An 18366-nucleotide genomic window follows, 5' to 3' on the forward strand; every position below is an offset into this window, starting at 1 on the left:
CATGAAAAACAAAGTCAACCACATTGCCAAGCGCTGGGAAGTGCATGTTTTTAAAATATCCATTGGCCTGCTTATTTTGTCGGGACTGGCTCAGATGCCTTTATTTAAACGCTATTATATTGCTGATATTCCTGGGATGGCCTGGACAGCTGATTATCACTTCAACCATTATCTACACTATATCGCGGCAGCAGTTTTGCTCTTTATTGTGTTAAAATGGTCAGCCATATTTATAAAAGATAGAAAGCAAGGTGTAAGTCTAACCATGAACGGATTCATAAGGGCAGGTCTGTTTTTGGCTATAATTATCACAGGCTTTTTAAGGGCTGCCAAAAACTTACCTGATGTTTTCTTCAGCCCCCTGGCCACCACTTCCATAATCTGGATACACCTGGCAGCGGGTGCTTTACTATGCGTTGCGGCTATATACGCCAGGTTGGCTGCAAAGCCTTATCTCAATCAGTAAAATGGTTTTTTCAGGGTAACTTGAGAGTTAATAGTTATCAGTTAATTGTTATTAGTTGAAGAAAAAAACATTATGATTTCAAATGGTTAGGCGTTGGAAACGTCTGGATATCTAAAGATTGTAAAGTGGCAATACATCCAAGGGGTTGCACAAGAACTTTTGACTGTCCAGAGGGTAAGTGGACAATCCATAAAATGACGCCCCCCTGTTACAACTCAGCAGGCCAAAAAACTATGAGAAAATAAATTGCTTTTTTTACACTAAATAACTACAATTAAAATTTTAACAAATACAAGAACTAATGCGGGATGTGCCCACAACCCAATTTAAACAAGAATAGTTAAGTTTGGGCGATACCCTTACTTTTCAGGCTGAAGACTGAAGGTTGAAGGCTGAAGGCTGAAGGTTGAAGGCTGAAGGTTGAAGAATAAAGATCTTGGGCATCATTGCTCTTTCAAGATTAAACATATTTCTAGGTATCTGTTTAGCGCTTTGCATGTGGCATGGCTTCCTGCCCGGAGGCATGCAGCCCGGAGGGGGACTGGCTCTTCCGGGGCCCACTTGTCCCAAAAATGAGTCATTTTGAGCACAAATTGATGCTCAAGTGGGTTACGGAGTACCTGTCCACTGCTTTCCTTAAAAGCTCCTCACCTGGGCGGAACAGGACCGAACCTGCGAGTAACTTTAAGAGTCTGTCACTTTTCTGGAAATTGGGACAGTCCCTGTGCCAGGCGTAAAGCTCTCATCTTTGACGGAACTTTTCTGGCAAATGTGCATCAATCATGAGCAAAAATCGTCAAAATATGAAAACTGTAAACATCTGATTTTATTGGCAAAAAGATTGTAGTTACTTGTAGGCTCCTCACCTGGGCGGCCCGGGACCGAACGTGTGAGTAACTTACACCACTCGTTCCCAGGCTCCAGCCTGGGGACGTCTTGTTATTGCGGCTCCAGCCGCTTCTTTGAAATGTGGCTTAAGCCACAAAAAAAGAAGTAATAGCCTTAACACGTTAGAGATTGCCGCGCTCGAAGACTCGCTCGCAATGACACCTGAGGTGTCAGGGATATGGTTGCTGAAAACCTGTCACCCACGAGGGAGCCTAAGCGACCGAAGCAATCTGTAAGGTAAAACCATAATGCTTTGAATTTATTAATAATTTGATTTTAGTTACTTGTAAGCGCTAAACAGATACATTTCTTGTTTTTTTCTAAAAGATTGAAACGGTAAGTTACTAAAAGGTATTGTGTAATGATAAAGCCGGAAATTTTGGCCCCTGCTGGTAGCAGGCTTTCCTTTCTTGCTGCTCTATCAGCCGGAGCAGACGCTGTATATTGCGGTCTCAAACACCTTTCAGCCAGGATGGAGGCAGACAATTTTTCCATCGCAGAGCTGAGCTCTTTGACATCTCTTGCAAAAAGGAAAAATTGCAGGGTTTATGTGGCCCTGAATACACTTATCAAACATGATGAATTAGATAAAACCGGCAGGCTTTTACAGAGGCTTGAGAAGCAGGTTCAGCCTGATGCCATTATTTTTTCTGATCTCGGACTCGTTGATATTGCTCAACAGGTGGGTATTAAGTCTGAACTGCATCTGTCAACCCTGAGCAATTTCCATTGTCTGTCAGCCCTGGACCAGCTTAAAAGTCTTAATATCAAAAGAGTGGTCCTGCCAAGAGAGCTGAATATTGATGAAATAAAACACTTGGCATCACTTTCAAATATTGATCTGGAAGTATTCGTTCACGGTGCACTTTGTTACGCCATATCAGGACGCTGTTACTGGAGCAGTTACCTTGGGGGCAAAAGCGGTCTTCGAGGACGGTGTGTTCAGCCCTGCAGACGTTCCTATACTTATAAAGGCTCCAAGGGCACTTATTTTTCCTGTCAGGATTTAGGACTTGATATCCTGGCGAAAACCCTGCTGGATATTCCCCAGCTGCGGGCCTGGAAAATTGAGGGACGTAAAAAAGGGCCTCACTATGTATTTTATACTACCAAAGCATATCAGATTATCAGAGACAATCCTGACGATCCCAGAGCCCGTAAACAAGCCATAGGACTGCTGAATATGGCTCTGAGCAGAAAATTTACTCACTATAACTTTCTGCCCCAAAGACCATTCAACCCCATAGACCCAAAAAATGAACCTGCCTCAGGTCAATATATGGGCAAAACAAAAGGTTCCGACAAAAACATTTTCTTTACTCCCTGGTCACAATTGCAGCCTGGAGACCTGGTTCGCATAGGCTATGAGGGTCAATCTGGACATAAAACAGTAAAGATAAGAAAGCCTGTTCCTTCCAAAGGAAAATTCAATCTTCCTCCAGGAACACGCCACGGATCTCCTGTATTCCTGGTGGATCGCCAGGAAAAAGAGCTTATGACAATGATCAGGGAGATGGAAAATCAGCTGGATGCTATTGGGCCTGAAAAAATTCAAGTGTCTTTTCAGTATCAAAATCCAAAACCTGCTGTCATTAGAAATCAATTGAAAAATATTGATGTCTTCAGATTTCCTCCAAGAGAGCGAAAAGAAGCAGGCATCCAGCTCAGCCTGGATCCTGCCATTAGATCCAAGCTTGGACCATTCAAAAAAAACTGGTACTTCCTTCCACCTGTGATCTGGCCTGGGGTTGAAAAGGAATGGATTGAACTGACAAGTTTTTTGCAGAAAAAAGGAGCTGTAAATTTTGTTCTCGGTTCTCCCTGGCAAAATGCTCTGTTTAATACTTCAGCCAGACTAAATCTTTGGGCTGGACCTTTCTGCAATATTGCCAACTCAGCTCACATCAGGGTGTTAAAAGATATGGGTTTTAAGGGAATCGTGCTAAGCCCTGAGCTTGCTGAAAGTGACATGACCCGGCTCATGACCTCTTCCCCCCTTCCAACAGGGGTGATAATTCAGGGGTTGTGGCCTGTTTGCATTTCCAGAACTTTTGCTCAGGAAGCCAGGCCCGTAGCATTTTTTGAAAGTCCCAAAAAAGAAACCTTCTGGACAGCACAACACGATGAAAACTATTACACCTTTCCCAACTGGGAAATTAACCTCAGGCAACATGATACCACCCTGCGCAAATCAGGATGCTGTCTTTTTCTGCACCTCAAAGAAACTCTGCCCAAAAAAATGCAGCTCAAACAAAGACCTGGACTTTGGAACTGGGAACAGGGCCTGCTGTAGTACTCATCTCTGAAACCACTTCACAAAGGTACGGGAACCAAGGCTTATCTTTCAGTCATGAAAGTGATACTTTTCCCATCAATTTTTTACTCCCTGCCCTAAAGTTTATTAAGCTATTCCCGATATGTTATATGAAGGCTAAATCTCTTTTAGTACAGGCTGTGCCCACAACCCAATTTAAACAGGGATCGTTAAGCCGGGCCGTTTACCGTACTTTTCAGGCTGAAGGCTGAAGGCTGAAGGCTGAAGAATTAAGTAACCTGAGCATCATTGCTCTTTCAAGGTAAAAAAACTTTCATTTTTTCTACTGGATTGAAACGGTAAGATACTATTAACATTAAACAAGGCGGTATTGACATGAACCTGACAGAATCACCTCAAGCAGTTGATAACTTTCTGTCCACAACATACAACAGACAGGAAGTACAGATAAGCCACCGGAAGTCTGCCCAGGCTGACCTTCCTCCAAGAATACCTGCTAATCAGGCTGACCTTTCTCCAAAAATAGCTGATAATACTGAATTATCGAAACTTGAACATGACAAACTTGTCAGTGCGACCAACTCGGTTAAAGAATACATGGACTCTATGGGCATAAAGCTGGAGTTTCAGGTCCTTCGAGATGGAGATGGTATGCAGGTCAAAGTTCTGGATTCGGAAGGAGAAAGGGTGATCAGAAAAATTCCAGCCGATGAAATGCTCAAACTGGCTGAATCAATTGAAGAAATGCTGGGCTTGTTTGTCAATAAGACACTATGATGGGCACCTAATTGTGCATGGTGAATTGCTACCCAAAACTATCATTTTAAAATTAAATACAAAAAACATACTCAGTATGCCACCAGAACCATGCCTGTAATCCTTTCTAAAAGAAGCCCCTCAGGCCTGGCAATGTCTCGCATTTCCTTTCCGGGCTGCAGGCTGGTAATTACAGTCCTGCCGATAATCCACCGGCCATGGTTAGCACTAAAAGGCCTCCAGGTACGCAGTCCCCACATGGAATGATAAATAACCGGCTCATCAAGTACTGCATCATGTCCTATATATAGCATTACGTGTCCGGGCATATATAAAATTGTCAGCCATGGCCTGCCATGCTCAGAAATAAGATCCATTTTTGCCTGTGCTGAAATCCCCTGCATGGGAATAAAATAACCTGCTTGAGCCTGTTGTCTTGAGTTTCTCGGCAAAAAAATACCGAAACCCGAAAACAAGTCTTTGAGCAAGGCAGAACAGTCTCTGTTTTCATAAAGTCCTCCCCAGCCATATTTCTGCCCCATCATGGCGTTAAGTAATGATGCCATTTTATTTTGAGTAGGCTGAAACGGCATAACGCTCATCTTATCCTTTCCTATCCTGACCGTGACTAAGTGCGCATCTCCATTTTTATCGCGCACTGGCGCAAATACGTCATAAAATGCGCTTAATACTGTTTCAGATTTTAGTGGAAGACTCATCCCAACCCTGCCCTCAAACAGGAACATTCCTTTGTCAGTCAATACAGAAGTTTCATCAACTGTAAATCCAGCCAATGAACCGTTCTCATAAATCTGCATAAAGTCTTGATCCACTGTGGCAATTTCTGTCCACCTCATCCACCCTGCAGCATAGTCAGTCTCAGCAAGAACCCACTGGTTGTCCTGACTCATATGAGTGATCAAAACAGGAGTCCCTGCAGGAACCAGGGAGTTTTGCAGGTAATCAAAGGGAAATCCTTCTCCAGGCTGTGATGGATTGTAAAAAAGAGGCCGATGAGTTGGAAGAACACGCATTGAAGCATTGGAGGTTGTTATAGCTCGAAGATGCATTGATGGATAATTATCTATGTCCGATGTTCTCTTCATCTCTGCCAGCCATCCGTCAGGCAGTGGTAGATTGTTTTCTCCATAAATCGTTCGGGACTTGAACCTGTTCAGCCCCCAGAAAACCTGTTCCGCATCAAATTTGGGATTATTTCTGTGCCAGGGAGAATAAAATTTCATCAGAAAGTCCTGATACATTTCCATTTGCCCATCCTCTGAAATGAGCAGAGTCTGCTCATCCGTAACAAACTCAGCAGCATCCTGAGGCAGCATCTTAAGGTCTCGGACCATCCCCGGCTCTCTCGCTGCACAGGCCAATAAAAGCATGCAGAAAGTAACCAAAACAAATACTCTGAAAACGTTACCACTTTGTTTACTTTGAGTTTTCATATATTTCCTTTCAACTACCCTGCCGGGTTTAACTTATTGAGAGTACACGATGAATATCTACTGCGGATCAACTCGTCTGCGTCTCAGGTCACTCAGGCTAGCTTCCTCGAGATAATTGCCCTGAAAGCCGCAGTCTAAGCAGACAAAAGCCTTCACCGGATAACCCAGCATCATAATACGACCTTGGGGAATAAAAGTATGTTTGGAGACTCCCATTTTTCCCGTTATCAAATTGGATTTGCCGCAATCAGGGCATTTCCTTTGCTCTGTACTTTCTTTCATGGTATTTTCCCTGCACCTTGATTAGCCATTGTCACTCAAAGATTACTACAAAACAATGATTTCACAACAATACCTCAGCCTTTCCTCAAAGCCTGGGGCGGAATAAGCACTGATATGGGATGCTTTACCCCAAGGCTTTTATCCAGACTGACCAGCTTTTCAATCTGGCTGGGGCTAAGTTCACTGCCTTTCTGTAACAGCAGTCTGCCGCTAAGTGACCTGATCTCTTCAGTAATCACCATATAAGGAGTAAGTTCGGCCAGTCTGATCTGTTTGTGCTCGTATTGTTCCTGAGTCTGAAGCACTTCCACGAATGCTCTGATCACATCAGGATCATAGCGCCCCTTTCTAATCAAAATCTTTTCCATGGCTCCCCGGACATCATAACCTCTCGACATTAACAGATCATAATCCAGAATCAGCTTAAGAATCCTGGATCCAAGAGGGATATCTTTACCCTCAACCTCATCCAGAGGTACTCCCCGTCCATCATACAGCTTTTCCTGGTAAGCGATCATACTGGCCAGATTTTCCAGACGGGGAATCATACTGATCATTCTGGAACCGCTTTCAGGATGCCTGGCAAAAAGTACTATCTCCTGGCTTTGCAGCCTCTCCCCTGTTTTTAGTTTCTCCAGTACAGAGGGAGGCAAGGTAATGCAGCCCACCTGAGAAAGCAGGGCCCCTGTTTCATAAAACCAGACATCAGTTTCTCCAAGTCTTGCTGCAGTATCCCGGACAAGATGCTTGATTCTTGTAGCCCTGCCCATGGCCAGTTCATTGGTTGATCCCAAAATATCCGTCAAAACCTGGGTAATTCCCCTTACCGTATCTTCCAAAATCTCTTTTTCTGCTCTGATCAGTCGATACTGTTTAATGCCGTCATTTAAGGCCCTCTCCAGATTCACCGGGTAACATGGCTTGGTCAAAAACCTGAACACATTGCCGGCATTGATAGCCTCCACTGCTGAGATTAAATCGGCCTGCCCGGTAAGCATTATTCTTACACTGTCCGGAAATAGATTTCTGACCCTGGAAAGAAATTCAACCCCATTCATTTCGGGCATTTTCAAATCAGCCACCACAACTGCGTAAGGCCCTTTTTCATTAATGGCCTTCATGCCCTCCACAGGACCGCTTGCTGTGTCCACACAAAACTTCTTGCGCAAGGTCCTTTTAAAGCCTTGCAAAATATTCAAATCATCATCAACAAACAGGATTTTATAGTCATTCATGGGTTACTCCAGCAAAAAGCTGCACAACTCTTGGCACAAAATTTAAAAAATTGAGTCTAATGCGGGCTGTGCCCACAACCCAGTTTAAACAAGAATAGTTGAGTTTGGACGATAACCTTACTTTTCAGACTGAAGGCTGAAAAATAAGGATCTTGGGCATCATTGCTCTTTCAAGGTTAAATCAATTTCTTGTTTTTTTCTACAGGGTTGAAACGGTAAGTTACTAATGTATACGATTACAATCTGTAACAAGTTACTCAAAAAGTAGACAAATAACAAGCTTAAAAAAAAATTCAGTCCTTTTCTAAATTAAACTTGTCATCATAATTATGGCTACTATATACTGTCCACATTCCCATATCTAAATCGCTGAAAAGGAGCCAGACATGTCCAAAGTGCTTATCGTTGAAGATTCCAGGACCATATCCGGGCTGATACAAAAGTTCCTGCTCAGAAACAGCTATGAAGTCACCGACTGCGTGGCCTTTGCCGAAAAGGCTATAGAGAGTATTCCTGAAAAATTTCCTGATCTCGTACTCATGGACATCAACCTCAGCGGGGAGATGGACGGCATCAGAGCTGCATCCATCATCCGCAACAACTGGGACATTCCGGTATTGTTTCTGACCTCGGAATACAGTGAAGACATCATGCGCAGGGCAGCAAGGGCCCGACCTTACGGCTATCTCCGCAAGCCTTTTGAGGAGTACCACCTCATTGCCCAGATGGATCTGGCTCTGCGTCTGAAAAAGATAGAAGTTAAAACTCTTAAGCAGAGAAAAAGAGCGGTAAACCGGCTCAGACAATCCGAGGAAAAATTCCGAAAACTTTCCGAGGATATGCCCAGCATGATCTGTACCTTTACTTCGGACAGCACTCTAACCTATGTCAACAAGGCTTATGCTGATTTTTTTAACAGCACCCCTGAAGCTCTTCTTGGTGCCAGATGGCTGGACTTTGTGCCTGAGACTGAAAGAGAAGCTGCCAGAAAAAATTTTCAGCAGCTTAGCGTGGAACATCCCTTCAACTCTTATGAGCATCGTGTAACAAATGAAAGTGGAGATTTGAAATGGATGGCATGGACAGACCGGGCACTGTTTGATGACCAGGGGCACTTGAATTATTACCTTGCCATAGGCCTGGATATAACAAAACAGAAACAAACAACCCTGTCTCTCGCTGAAAACGAACGTGCCCTTTCACAGGTCCTTAAAGCCTTGAAAGTAGGCATGATGGTGTTGGACAGAGATTCCGGGGTTATCACCAGGGCAAACGCTGAGGCACTGGCCTGCTGCCCAAACCAGAAAATAATCGGGGCTGCCATTGATGATGTTATGTCTGCACTTTTTCCTGACCAGAACGTTTCCTTTGCCTCTATTGTTCAAAAAATGCCCTACTTTAACGAGGAACGCTCCCTGAAAACAATCCGCGGCACCAAAATTCCAGTGCTTTGCAGCGCATTCAGCAGCGGTCTGAATTCTGAAAAAACAATCATTCTTACTTTTCATGACATCTCTGAACATAAGGAATTGGAAATGCAACTGACCCATGCCCAGAAAATGAAAGCAGTGGGCTCTCTCGCTGCCGGCATCGCCCACGAAATCAACACTCCTGCACAGTACGTTGGAGACAATATCCGTTTTTTAAAAGACGCCTTTCATGATTTGCTCAACCTTGTGGACAAATGCAGGGCAAGATATGATGAACAGTCTACATTTTTCTCTAAGCATGAGTTTGAGCAAATGCTTGAACAGGCTGACTATTCATTCCTTCAGTCAGAGGTGCCCTCCAGCATCGACCAATCCTTGCAAGGCATTGATCATATCAGCAATATTGTCCGAGCCATGAAAAGATTTTCCCATCCCGGTGAAAGAAACGACATGACCAGTATTGATCTTAAGGATGCTATTGAAAACACTCTGGCCATCTCACGCAACGAATGGAAGTACGTGGCTGAAACAAAAATCACTTGTCAGTCTGCATCGCCCATAGTCCATGGATATCCTAATGATTTAAACCAGGTTTTTCTAAACCTGATTGTCAATGCAGCCTATTCAATCAAGAAAAAGGTAGGCTCCACCGGAAAAAAGGGGCTGATTCACATCCATGTTTCTATCAGTGAAGGACACGCCAGAATAGACTTTACAGATACCGGGACTGGGATTCCCCATGAAATCCAGGATCGGATATTCGAACAGTTCTTCACCACCAAGCCTGTAGGCATGGGCACCGGACAGGGATTGGCACTGGCCTATTCCATTGTTGTAGACAAGCACCAGGGAAAGATCAGCTTTCAATCCACACCTCAAAAAGGAACCACTTTTACCGTGCTTTTACCCACCAACCACAAGGAAGAGAAAGGTCAATGACAACAATACTTTTCGTAGACGATGAAATAAATGTTTTAAACGGCATCAGAAGAATGCTCCGAAACATGCGGGGCGAATGGGATATGCACTTTGCCACAAGCGGTGACCAGGCTCTGCAAATCATGTCTGCGCAAAATGTGGACGTGATCGTCACTGACATGAGAATGCCGGGCATGCACGGAGGCGAACTTTTGACAAAAGTCATGAAACTCTGGCCGGAAACAATACGCATGGTTCTGTCCGGGCACTCTGATCTGGATGTGGTTTATCAGGCTGTACTGCCCGCACATCAGTATATTTCCAAACCAAGTTCGGCCGAGACCATCAAGTCAGCCATCCAGAGGGCCATCAAAGTAAGAAAACACATCAATGGACATCCTGTAAAAGCAGTTATTTCCAGCTTAGACACTCTGCCTGCCTTGCCTGAACTCTATCATCAGCTGACTGAAGAGCTCAGAAAAAGTGATCCGGATATTAAAGCTGTAAGCCGCATTATTGCCATGGATATTGGCATGAGTGCCAAGCTTCTTAAACTGGTCAATTCTTCATTCTTTGGATTTTGTCGCCATATTGCCAGCTTAGAACAGGCTGTGACCCTGCTTGGAATAAATATTATCAGGTCATTGATTCTTTCCGTACATATCTTCAGCCTTTATGACCTTTCCAATGTGCCTGGATTTTCCCTGAAAAAATTATGGGAACACTGTTTAGGTTCGGCAAATCTTGCTCAGAAACTCGCTGTACTGGAGGGTATGTCAAGAGAAAGCGCTGAAGACTGTTATTTTGCAGGCCTCTTTCATGACATAGGAAAGCTGGTCCTGGCCAGTCAACTGCCTGAGGAATACAATGCCATCCTGGAAAAAATCAGAAATAAGGGGCTGACAGTTCGCACAGCTGAAATACAGATTCTTGGTACCAGCCATGCCGAAGTGGGCGGATACCTGCTCGGAGTGTGGGGTTTTCCAGATGATATTGTGGAGGCAGTCACCTTTCATCATCAGCCATGTCTTGCTCAGTCAGGCATGCGAGCCCTCACCACCACTCATGTTTCCAACATCCTTGAAAGAAGATACAATGTCTTTAACCCAAACTACAACCTGCCCGACTACAGTTTTGACTATCTCAAAACCCTGCAACTCACTGACAGACTAAAGGACTGGGAAAAACTGGCCAGAGGTGAACTGGACCACGTATGCCATCAAAAAGGATGAAAATGATATAATTTCCTGGTAGCTGTAGCCCTTTTTAAGCTCCTCACCCGGGCGGCCCGGGACCGAATCTGTGAGTAACTTTACGAGTCTGTCACTTTTCTGGAAATTGGGACAGTCCCCGCGAGGTACTTTAAAAAAGATTGATGCTGCATTGGTTCCTGGAAGAGATTTTCTTTGATGACAAAATTTACACAGCGAGGGACAGTCCCAGTGCCAGGTGCAAAGTTCCCATCTTTGACGGAACTTTTCTGGCAAATGTGCATCAATCATAAGCAAAAATCGTAAAAATATGAAAATTATAACCATCTGATTTTGTTGATAATTTGGTTTTAGTTACTTAGAAGGAAAGCAGAGGACAGGCACTTTTGCCGACCTCAAGCCATAAATCAACTGGACTATACTCAGGCAAAAAAGCCAGTCCCCTTCCAGCTTAAATACAATTTCGCTGTAGTGTTGCATTTCCTGCAACAATGAACCATGCTGAGAGGCATATTCCAGATCACCGTGCTTCAGCCTGATATCCAAAAAAAATACACTCATGGCTATGGCTTTACTTTTCACATCAAGATAAGTTATTGTTTGCAGATAGCGCTTCTTAATAAAACAAGGGCTGGGAGAGCCAGTCCCCCTCCGGGCTGTATGCCTCCGGGCAGGAAGCCGTGCCACATGCGAATGGCTAAACTGTTACACAGATTCAAATGCTGCATAACGCTATTTCTCAATTCCAAACATGACAACAGAACATTTAAATCCAGCCAAATCTTCACCCGAAAAAAAATTGCAATGGTCCTTTGATTCATCTGGCAACGATCTGGTTTTACGCCTGAACGGAAGTCTGAATAACAGGACTGTGGGTAAGTTATGGCAGAATATGGACAATAAGCTTAAGGGGATATCTGGAAACAATCTGACCATAGATGCCCACAATCTTGATTATATTGATATAAGCGGGCAGGCCTTTCTACTGCAGTCCATCCGTTCCGTTCAGGCTGAAGGGGGGCAGGCTGAAATTATAGGTTTGCGCAGCGATTTTGAGGCCCTTCATCATCAATTGTCATGCTTTGACTGCCAGGACAAGCCGGAACCAGCCAAAAAATCCATCTTTGAGGAAATGGGCAGGGCCACCCACAAGCTCGGGTTGGACATTAAAGCTTTTTTTATCTTTCTTGGTCAGTTTGTTTCAGCTTTTGCATATTGTGCTGTAAAGCCTCATACCATCCGCTGGAAAGATGTCATGGTTCACATTGAAAATGTTGGAGCCAGGGCAGTTTTTATCATAGTCCTCATTGGTTTTCTTATGGGGCTCATCATTTCCTTCCAGTCCGCCATGCCCTTGAGGATGTTTGGAGCTGAAATATTTGTGGCCAGACTGCTTGGCTTATCCATGGTCAGAGAGCTCGGACCATTGGTGACCGCCATTATCCTTGCAGGCAGAACAGGATCTTCCTTTGCAGCTGAAATCGGAACCATGAAAATCAATGAAGAAATTAACGCTCTTACCACCATGGGCTTAAGTCCCATCAAATTTCTGGTGGTGCCGCGCATGCTTGCTACCATGATCATCATGCCTTTTCTGACCATGTTTTTTATTCTGTTCAGCCTGATTGGCGGTGCAATAGTCATGCTTTCTCTTGGATTTCCACTTATTACCTATATTAATCAGATTACCATGTCCCTGACCATGGCTGACTTTGCAGGAGGCATGTTCAAGGCAGTTGTGTTCAGTCTGCTTGTGGCCTGGATAGGGTGCGTACGCGGGCTGCAGACAACAACCGGCGCCAAGGCTGTAGGATTGTCAACCACAAGTGCTGTTGTCAGTGGGATTGTACTCATTGCTGTAGCAGACGGAATCTTTGCTGTTGTATTTTTTCTGCTCGGTATATAAAAATAATTGATAACACTTAACTCTCAAGCTAACCCTTGTAACTCCAAGACCCCCTATGTCTGAACATAAACATGCTGTTATACAAGTAAAAAATCTCGGTATGGGCTTTGCCGGCGAGATCATCATGGATAACCTCAACTTTGATATTTATTCTGGTGAAATATTTGTAATTCTTGGGGGATCAGGCAGTGGTAAAAGTACTCTGCTTAAGCATATGATGGGATTATACAAGCCAGTACATGGTCAGATACTCATTAACCAGAAGGACTTGACCAGAGCTGATGAATCAGAGAAAATGAACATTATGCAGGATATCGGCATCAGCTACCAAAGCGGGGCTTTGTTCGGTTCCATGACATTGCTGGAAAATGTCCGGCTTCCCTTAGAAGAGTTTACGGATCTTTCTTTAACTGCCATGAACCTTGTGAGCAGGATTAAACTGTTCCTCGTGGGACTTCATGGATATGAAAACCACATGCCTTCTGAACTAAGCGGTGGAATGCAGAAAAGAGCAGCAATTGCAAGAGCCATGGCCCTTGATCCTTCAATGCTTTTTCTGGATGAACCTTCTGCCGGGCTTGATCCCATCACCTCGCTTGAGCTTGATGAGTTGATTCTGCAACTTGCTCACAGCCTGAATGTAACGTTTGTCATTGTCACGCATGAGCTGAGCAGTATTTTCAAAGTGGCCGACAGAATGATCATTCTCGACAAAAAAAGGAAAACTATCGCCGACCAGGGATCTCCTGAAGATCTCAGGCTGAACTCAGCTGATCCCTGGGTGCGCTCTTTTTTGAATAGAACCATGCCCAACGATGATGGCTAAGGTCTGAAGGCTGAAGGCTGAAGGCTGAAGGTTCAGGAAGCTGAGTAATGGACTTTAGACCGTGAATCTTAGACTTTGGACTTTCGACCTTGGACCTTGGACCTTGGACCTTACCAACTCTAAACACCTTTTGAGAAAATTATCATGCGGACAGGACCCAACTACTATACCATAGGCATTTTTGTCAGCATCGGAATTATCCTGATCTTTGCTGCTTTGATAATACTTGGCGCAGGAGCTTTGTGGCGGGTACATGTTGTTATTGAAACTTATGTTGATGAATCAATACAGGGCATCGATATAGGCTCACAGGTAAAGATGCGCGGTGTTCAAATCGGGAATGTTCAGCAGGTAAGCTTTGTAAACATAAAGTATCCAGAGGCCCATGACGCTCAACAAAGGTATGTACTCCTGGAAATCAGCCTTTCCCTTAAATCTTTTGGTGACATTACACCTGAAGAGTTCCAACAATTCCTGGCGCAAGAAGTTCTGGAAGGTTTGAGGATACGTATGCTACCCATGGGGATTACAGGATCAGCCTATATTGAAATGGATTATATGGATCCTGCCAGACATCCCCCCCTGCCTATAGACTGGACACCTGAATACCCTTATGTGCCCTCAGCGCCCGGCACATTTACCAGACTGGAGGAAACGTTTGAATCTTTAAGTAATACCATGGCCAAATTAGAAAAGTTGGAGTTCCAGAAGACTCTTGGACATTTGGACAACCTGATTGTCAATCTGAATGATACAGTTTCTTCTTTAAACATCCATGATCTTACAGAACAAACTGCACTTTTTCTGCAGGAATTGCGAGAAAGCAACAGAAGGGTTTCCGCCCTGCTGGGTCCGGAAAAAACTTCCCTGCAGGACATCAGCATATATTCCATGCTGGCTGAGACAGAAGGATTAATTAAAGATGTCAGGAAAAGTTTTGATAGTTTTGCAAAACATGAAACTTTTTCTCCTGACAATTTTGCTGAGATTATCGCAAATGTCCAAAAAGCTTCTGAAGCACTTCCGGCCACCATTCAGAACATGCATAAGGCTGCGGACTCAGTCCGTGAGAGTACAGCCGGATTTAATGCCCTGACAAGAAACACGTACTCTCTGATGCGCAGCCAGAACGAAAGAATTGAATCCATTATGAGGGATATGCAGATAACAAGCAGCAACCTCATGGAACTGAGTTCTGATGCCAAAAGATACCCCTCATTCCTGCTATTTGGCGATAAACCATTGGAAAGTGATCTCAAATGAAACAAATGAATTATGTTCTTATTTTAATTATTTCGGCCTTGACCATCTTGTCATGCGCACCTAAGAAGCCTCCCATAGAAAGAAACCACTTCGTTCTCGAGGTGCCCAAACATGAGACTCTAAGCACTATAAAGATTCCGGCCACTTTAAGTGTAAGAGAATTGTCAGTGTCTCCAGGTTATATGGGCAAGGAAATTGTTTACCGAACTGATGGGAATAAAATACAAAGCGATTTTTACAATCAGTACTTCATCCCTCCCGGCCCCATGATCACTCAGAGTTTACGTACATGGCTCAGCAAGAAACAGCTGTTCAACAATATAATCAGCCCAGCCAGCCACATGCCTGCTGACTTTATCCTTGAAGGAAACATAGTATCCATTTATGGAGACTTCCAGGACAGTCAAAATTACCATGCTTTCATACAGATAGAATTTTTGCTTTTAAAGGATCTTGACATGGATTATGAAATAGTCTTCAATAAAACATACACTCTCAGAAAACCTATAGAAAACAAAAGCGTCCAAAGTCTTGTCAATGGACTGAACCAGGCTCTTGGGTTTATTTTTACCTCCCTTGAAAACGATCTCTCGCTCCAGCTTAGACATTACAAGTAACTTGCTTAATCCTGGCTGCTGATTCAAAGCATTACGGCCTTACTTTGCAGTTAGCTTCGGTCGCTTAGGCTCCCTCGTGGGTGACAGGTTTTCAGCAACTACATCCCTGACAGCTCAGGTGTCATTGCGAGCGAGTCTTTTTATCCCGTTGAATACACGCAGTGTAGGCGCAGCCATTCAACTGGGGCGAGCGCGGCAATGCTTGTTGCGATCGAAGCAAAGCAATCTCGCGCTAAGAATATTTCAAGTTACTCACAGCTTCGGTCCCAGGCCGCCCGGGTGAAGAGCTTACAAGTAACTGGAATCGTTTTGCTAATAAAATCAGACGGTTATATTTTTCACATTTTCACGATTTTTGCTTATGATTGATGCACATTTGCCAGAAAAGTTCCGTCAAAGATGGGAGCTTTGCGCCTGGCACAGGGACTGTCCCTCGCTGTGTAAATTTTTTCATTGAAGCAAATTTCTTCCAGGAACCAATGGAGTATCAATCTGTTTTATAGTACCTCGCGGGGACTGTCCCAATTTCCAAATATGGGACTGTTCTTCAAGGTGGAGGCAGCTTCCAGCCGCCTGGAATTAAATAGCCTGCAGGATGCAGGCTCCACTTTAAAGACAGTTACTCACACGTTCGGTCCCGGTCCGCCGGGTGAAGCGCTTCTAAGTAACTACAATCGTATATGCAATAAAATCAGGGCATTACGTTTTTACCATACATATTGCATCGGTCGCTTAGACTCCTTAGTGGGTGACAAATTTTGAGCAACTACATCTGTAACACCTCATGTGTCATTGCGAGCGAGTCTTTTTATCCCGTTGAATACACGCAGTGTAGGCGCAGCCATTCAACTGGGGCGAGCGCGGCAATCCTTGTTGCGAGTGAAGCGAAGCAATCTCGCGTTAAGGCTATTACCTCTTTTTTTGTGGCTTAAGCCACATTTCAAAGAAGCGGCTGGAGCCGCAAGAGTAAGACGTCCCCAGGCTGGAGCCTGGGAACGAGTGGTATAAGTTACTCACACGTTCGGTCCCGGGCCGCCCGGGGGAGGAGCTTCTAAGTAACTAAGTTCGCCACATCAGATGAATGATCTAAATGAACTGAGATAATTTAATGGAAATAGATATTATTGGACTCATAAGAGATGTCCCGGAACTATTGTTTTTTATAGTCCTTGGATTCGGCTATCTCATTGGCAATATCAAAATCAGGGGATTTGAACTTGGCTCCACAACTGGAGTGCTTCTGGCAGGCCTTTTTTTTGGACACTTTGGCTTTGAACTTCCGGCCAACACTCTGGAAATTGGTTTTATCCTGTTTATTTACTCTGTGGGTTTACAAGCCGGTCCAAGATTTTTCAGTGTTTTTCTTGAAGATGGAATCAAGTACGTTATGCTTGCCATGGTTGTGAGTATTACAGCTGTTGGTCTGGCTTTTGGAATTTCAACATATATGGGTTTTTCAAGGGGTGTCAGTGCTGGCCTTCTGTCCGGATCGCTGACCAGCACTCCTACCCTGGCAGCTGCCCAGGATGCAGTGCACAGCGGGCTGGCCCGAATGTCCGAAACCAGGGCAGCGGACATTATAATTCAGGATATAGGTTCAGCTTACGCCATCACTTATCTTTTCGGTCTTATAGGGCTGCTTTTATTCATAAGATTTATCCCTTCTCTGACTGGAGTCAATCTGCCTGAAGAAGCTGCAAAGCTGGCCAGACAAAAAAGATTTTCCCCTGAAGATGAGGATGGTTCTGAACATTCGCATTCTCAGATGCTTCGAGCCTACAGGGTTCAATCCGATGAAATTGCTGAAAAACCTTTACGCGCGCTTAAATTTACCACCAAAACCGGGTGTGTCATTCAAAGAGTTATCCGCAAAGACGAAAGCTTTATACCTGGTGCTGATACGGTTTTGGAAAAAGGAGACCGGGTTTCAGTTTTAGGTCCTCTTGAGGGACATGAAAAAATGGAAAAAATGATTGGACCTGAAGTGCTTGACAGAGAACTGCTCAGTATTCCCATCAAAACTTATGATGTAGTGGTAACCCATCCTGATGCAGCTGGTAGAAGCCTTGGCGACCTGCATTATCTTGCCAGGTACGGCAGCTTTGTAGTTAAAATCAGCCGATCCCACGTTGAACTGCCTGTAGATGAATCAACAGTGCTGGAAAAAGGTGATGTAGTCAGGCTAACCGGGGTCAAGGACAGGCTTGAAGAGCTTATAAAGAGACTTGGCCATGTGGAGAGAAATATCATTCAGACTGACCTTCTGACCTTTGCCTTTGGCATTGCAGCCGGCCTTTTTATTGGAAAAATTACATTTAAGGTTGGAGCTCTTTCTATCGGCCTTGGAACTGCAGGCGGGTTGCTCATCACTGGGATACTTATCGGGTTTCTGCGCTCTGTTCATCCAACATTTGGTAGAGTTCCTCCTGCTGCCAGATGGCTTTTTATGGAACTCGGACTTTTATTTTTTATGGCTGGAATAGGACTTAAGGCTGGCCAGGGCATTGTTGAGGCAGTCATGACAGTGGGGCCGGTTTTGTTTCTAAGCGGCATTGTGGTTACTACCCTGCCAGTTATTGTAGGATTTGTGTTTGGAAAATATATTCTTAAATTCAATACAGCAATTCTTCTCGGTGCCATCACTGGAGCCATGACCAGCACTCCTGCTCTTAATACTGTAATCAGAGCCGCCAACAGCCCCATTCCCTCACTTGGCTATGCCGGCACTTACGCATTTGCCAATGTTTTTCTGGCTTTAGCCGGAACTATAATCATGATGCTTTAACAGGGAGCATTATTTCAGCAGGAGGAATAAGATTGAAGACTGAAGACTGAAGGC

Annotated in this window: 14 protein-coding genes; 10 read left to right on the forward strand and 4 right to left on the reverse strand. The window is 44.3% G+C overall.

The features are described from left to right. Position 1: 1 nt before the first annotated feature. On the forward strand, positions 2-466 hold the full coding sequence (locus LZ23_RS02985; protein ID WP_045211469.1) for a hypothetical protein: 465 nt from the start codon (positions 2-4) through the stop codon (positions 464-466). Between the two features lie 366 nt (positions 467-832). Here LZ23_RS02985 and LZ23_RS25270 read toward each other — a convergent pair whose 3' ends face one another. Then, positions 833-964 carry a hypothetical protein gene (locus tag LZ23_RS25270; RefSeq protein WP_269745156.1) on the reverse strand — a complete coding sequence of 44 codons (132 nt, stop codon included), beginning with the start codon at positions 962-964 and terminating at the stop codon, positions 833-835. 751 nt (positions 965-1715) lie between these two features. Between LZ23_RS25270 and LZ23_RS02990 the strand changes: the two genes are divergently transcribed. Further along, the gene (locus LZ23_RS02990) at positions 1716-3647 is read left to right on the forward strand and encodes a peptidase U32 family protein (protein ID WP_045211470.1); all 1932 of its coding nucleotides are present in this window, start codon (positions 1716-1718) and stop codon (positions 3645-3647) included. Between the two features lie 357 nt (positions 3648-4004). After that, entirely contained in the window at positions 4005-4406 is a 402-nt protein-coding gene (locus tag LZ23_RS02995) for a flagellar protein FlaG (RefSeq protein WP_045211472.1), read from the forward strand. Between the two features lie 71 nt (positions 4407-4477). Here LZ23_RS02995 and LZ23_RS03000 read toward each other — a convergent pair whose 3' ends face one another. The 3 genes from LZ23_RS03000 to LZ23_RS03010 form a co-directional block, all read right to left on the reverse strand. Beyond that, positions 4478-5839, reverse strand: coding sequence for an NlpC/P60 family N-terminal domain-containing protein (locus LZ23_RS03000; RefSeq protein WP_052507064.1), 1362 nt, complete (start codon positions 5837-5839; stop codon positions 4478-4480). Positions 5840-5896: 57 nt separating this feature from the next. Next, the gene (locus LZ23_RS03005; protein WP_045211474.1) at positions 5897-6121 is read right to left on the reverse strand and encodes a hypothetical protein; all 225 of its coding nucleotides are present in this window, start codon (positions 6119-6121) and stop codon (positions 5897-5899) included. Between the two features lie 74 nt (positions 6122-6195). Next, complete coding sequence (locus LZ23_RS03010) at positions 6196-7356, reverse strand: HD domain-containing phosphohydrolase (protein WP_045211476.1); 1161 nt, start codon at positions 7354-7356, stop codon at positions 6196-6198. A gap of 386 nt (positions 7357-7742) precedes the next feature. Between LZ23_RS03010 and LZ23_RS22205 the strand changes: the two genes are divergently transcribed. The 7 genes from LZ23_RS22205 to LZ23_RS03050 all read left to right on the forward strand — a co-directional run bounded on the left by LZ23_RS22205 (position 7743) and on the right by LZ23_RS03050 (position 18312). Then, positions 7743-9725: a PAS domain S-box protein gene (locus LZ23_RS22205; protein ID WP_052507065.1), complete on the forward strand. Its 1983-nt coding sequence runs from the start codon at positions 7743-7745 to the stop codon at positions 9723-9725. Next, positions 9722-10936: a response regulator gene (locus LZ23_RS03020; protein ID WP_045211478.1), complete on the forward strand. Its 1215-nt coding sequence runs from the start codon at positions 9722-9724 to the stop codon at positions 10934-10936. Before LZ23_RS22205 ends, LZ23_RS03020 begins: the two co-directional genes overlap by 4 nt. Before the next feature lie 730 nt (positions 10937-11666). Further along, positions 11667-12821, forward strand: a complete 1155-nt coding sequence (locus LZ23_RS03030; RefSeq protein WP_045211482.1) for an ABC transporter permease — start codon at positions 11667-11669, stop codon at positions 12819-12821. 55 nt (positions 12822-12876) lie between these two features. Then, on the forward strand, positions 12877-13647 hold the full coding sequence (locus LZ23_RS03035; RefSeq protein ID WP_045211484.1) for an ABC transporter ATP-binding protein: 771 nt from the start codon (positions 12877-12879) through the stop codon (positions 13645-13647). 144 nt (positions 13648-13791) lie between these two features. Continuing rightward, complete coding sequence (locus tag LZ23_RS03040) at positions 13792-14910, forward strand: MlaD family protein (RefSeq protein ID WP_045211486.1); 1119 nt, start codon at positions 13792-13794, stop codon at positions 14908-14910. After that, a complete protein-coding gene (locus LZ23_RS03045; RefSeq protein WP_045211487.1) occupies positions 14907-15527 on the forward strand; it encodes an ABC-type transport auxiliary lipoprotein family protein in 621 nt (206 codons plus the stop codon). Before LZ23_RS03040 ends, LZ23_RS03045 begins: the two co-directional genes overlap by 4 nt. A 1108-nt stretch (positions 15528-16635) precedes the next feature. After that, a complete protein-coding gene (locus LZ23_RS03050; protein WP_045211488.1) occupies positions 16636-18312 on the forward strand; it encodes an aspartate:alanine exchanger family transporter in 1677 nt (558 codons plus the stop codon). Positions 18313-18366: the final 54 nt, after the last annotated feature.

Source organism: Desulfonatronovibrio magnus, from assembly GCF_000934755.1.
GTDB lineage: Bacteria > Desulfobacterota > Desulfovibrionia > Desulfovibrionales > Desulfonatronovibrionaceae > Desulfonatronovibrio > Desulfonatronovibrio magnus.

Coding starts and splice junctions, on each gene's coding strand:
- LZ23_RS03005 (WP_045211474.1), bottom strand. CDS start 6,121: ATGAAAGAAAGTACAGAGCAAAGGAAATGCCCTGATTGCGGCAAATCC.
- LZ23_RS22205 (WP_052507065.1), top strand. CDS start 7,743: ATGTCCAAAGTGCTTATCGTTGAAGATTCCAGGACCATATCCGGGCTG.
- LZ23_RS02985 (WP_045211469.1), top strand. CDS start 2: ATGAAAAACAAAGTCAACCACATTGCCAAGCGCTGGGAAGTGCATGTT.
- LZ23_RS02990 (WP_045211470.1), top strand. CDS start 1,716: ATGATAAAGCCGGAAATTTTGGCCCCTGCTGGTAGCAGGCTTTCCTTT.
- LZ23_RS03045 (WP_045211487.1), top strand. CDS start 14,907: ATGAAACAAATGAATTATGTTCTTATTTTAATTATTTCGGCCTTGACC.
- LZ23_RS03010 (WP_045211476.1), bottom strand. CDS start 7,356: ATGAATGACTATAAAATCCTGTTTGTTGATGATGATTTGAATATTTTG.
- LZ23_RS03035 (WP_045211484.1), top strand. CDS start 12,877: ATGTCTGAACATAAACATGCTGTTATACAAGTAAAAAATCTCGGTATG.
- LZ23_RS03040 (WP_045211486.1), top strand. CDS start 13,792: ATGCGGACAGGACCCAACTACTATACCATAGGCATTTTTGTCAGCATC.
- LZ23_RS25270 (WP_269745156.1), bottom strand. CDS start 964: ATGCAAAGCGCTAAACAGATACCTAGAAATATGTTTAATCTTGAAAGA.
- LZ23_RS02995 (WP_045211472.1), top strand. CDS start 4,005: ATGAACCTGACAGAATCACCTCAAGCAGTTGATAACTTTCTGTCCACA.
- LZ23_RS03020 (WP_045211478.1), top strand. CDS start 9,722: ATGACAACAATACTTTTCGTAGACGATGAAATAAATGTTTTAAACGGC.
- LZ23_RS03050 (WP_045211488.1), top strand. CDS start 16,636: ATGGAAATAGATATTATTGGACTCATAAGAGATGTCCCGGAACTATTG.
- LZ23_RS03000 (WP_052507064.1), bottom strand. CDS start 5,839: ATGAAAACTCAAAGTAAACAAAGTGGTAACGTTTTCAGAGTATTTGTT.
- LZ23_RS03030 (WP_045211482.1), top strand. CDS start 11,667: ATGACAACAGAACATTTAAATCCAGCCAAATCTTCACCCGAAAAAAAA.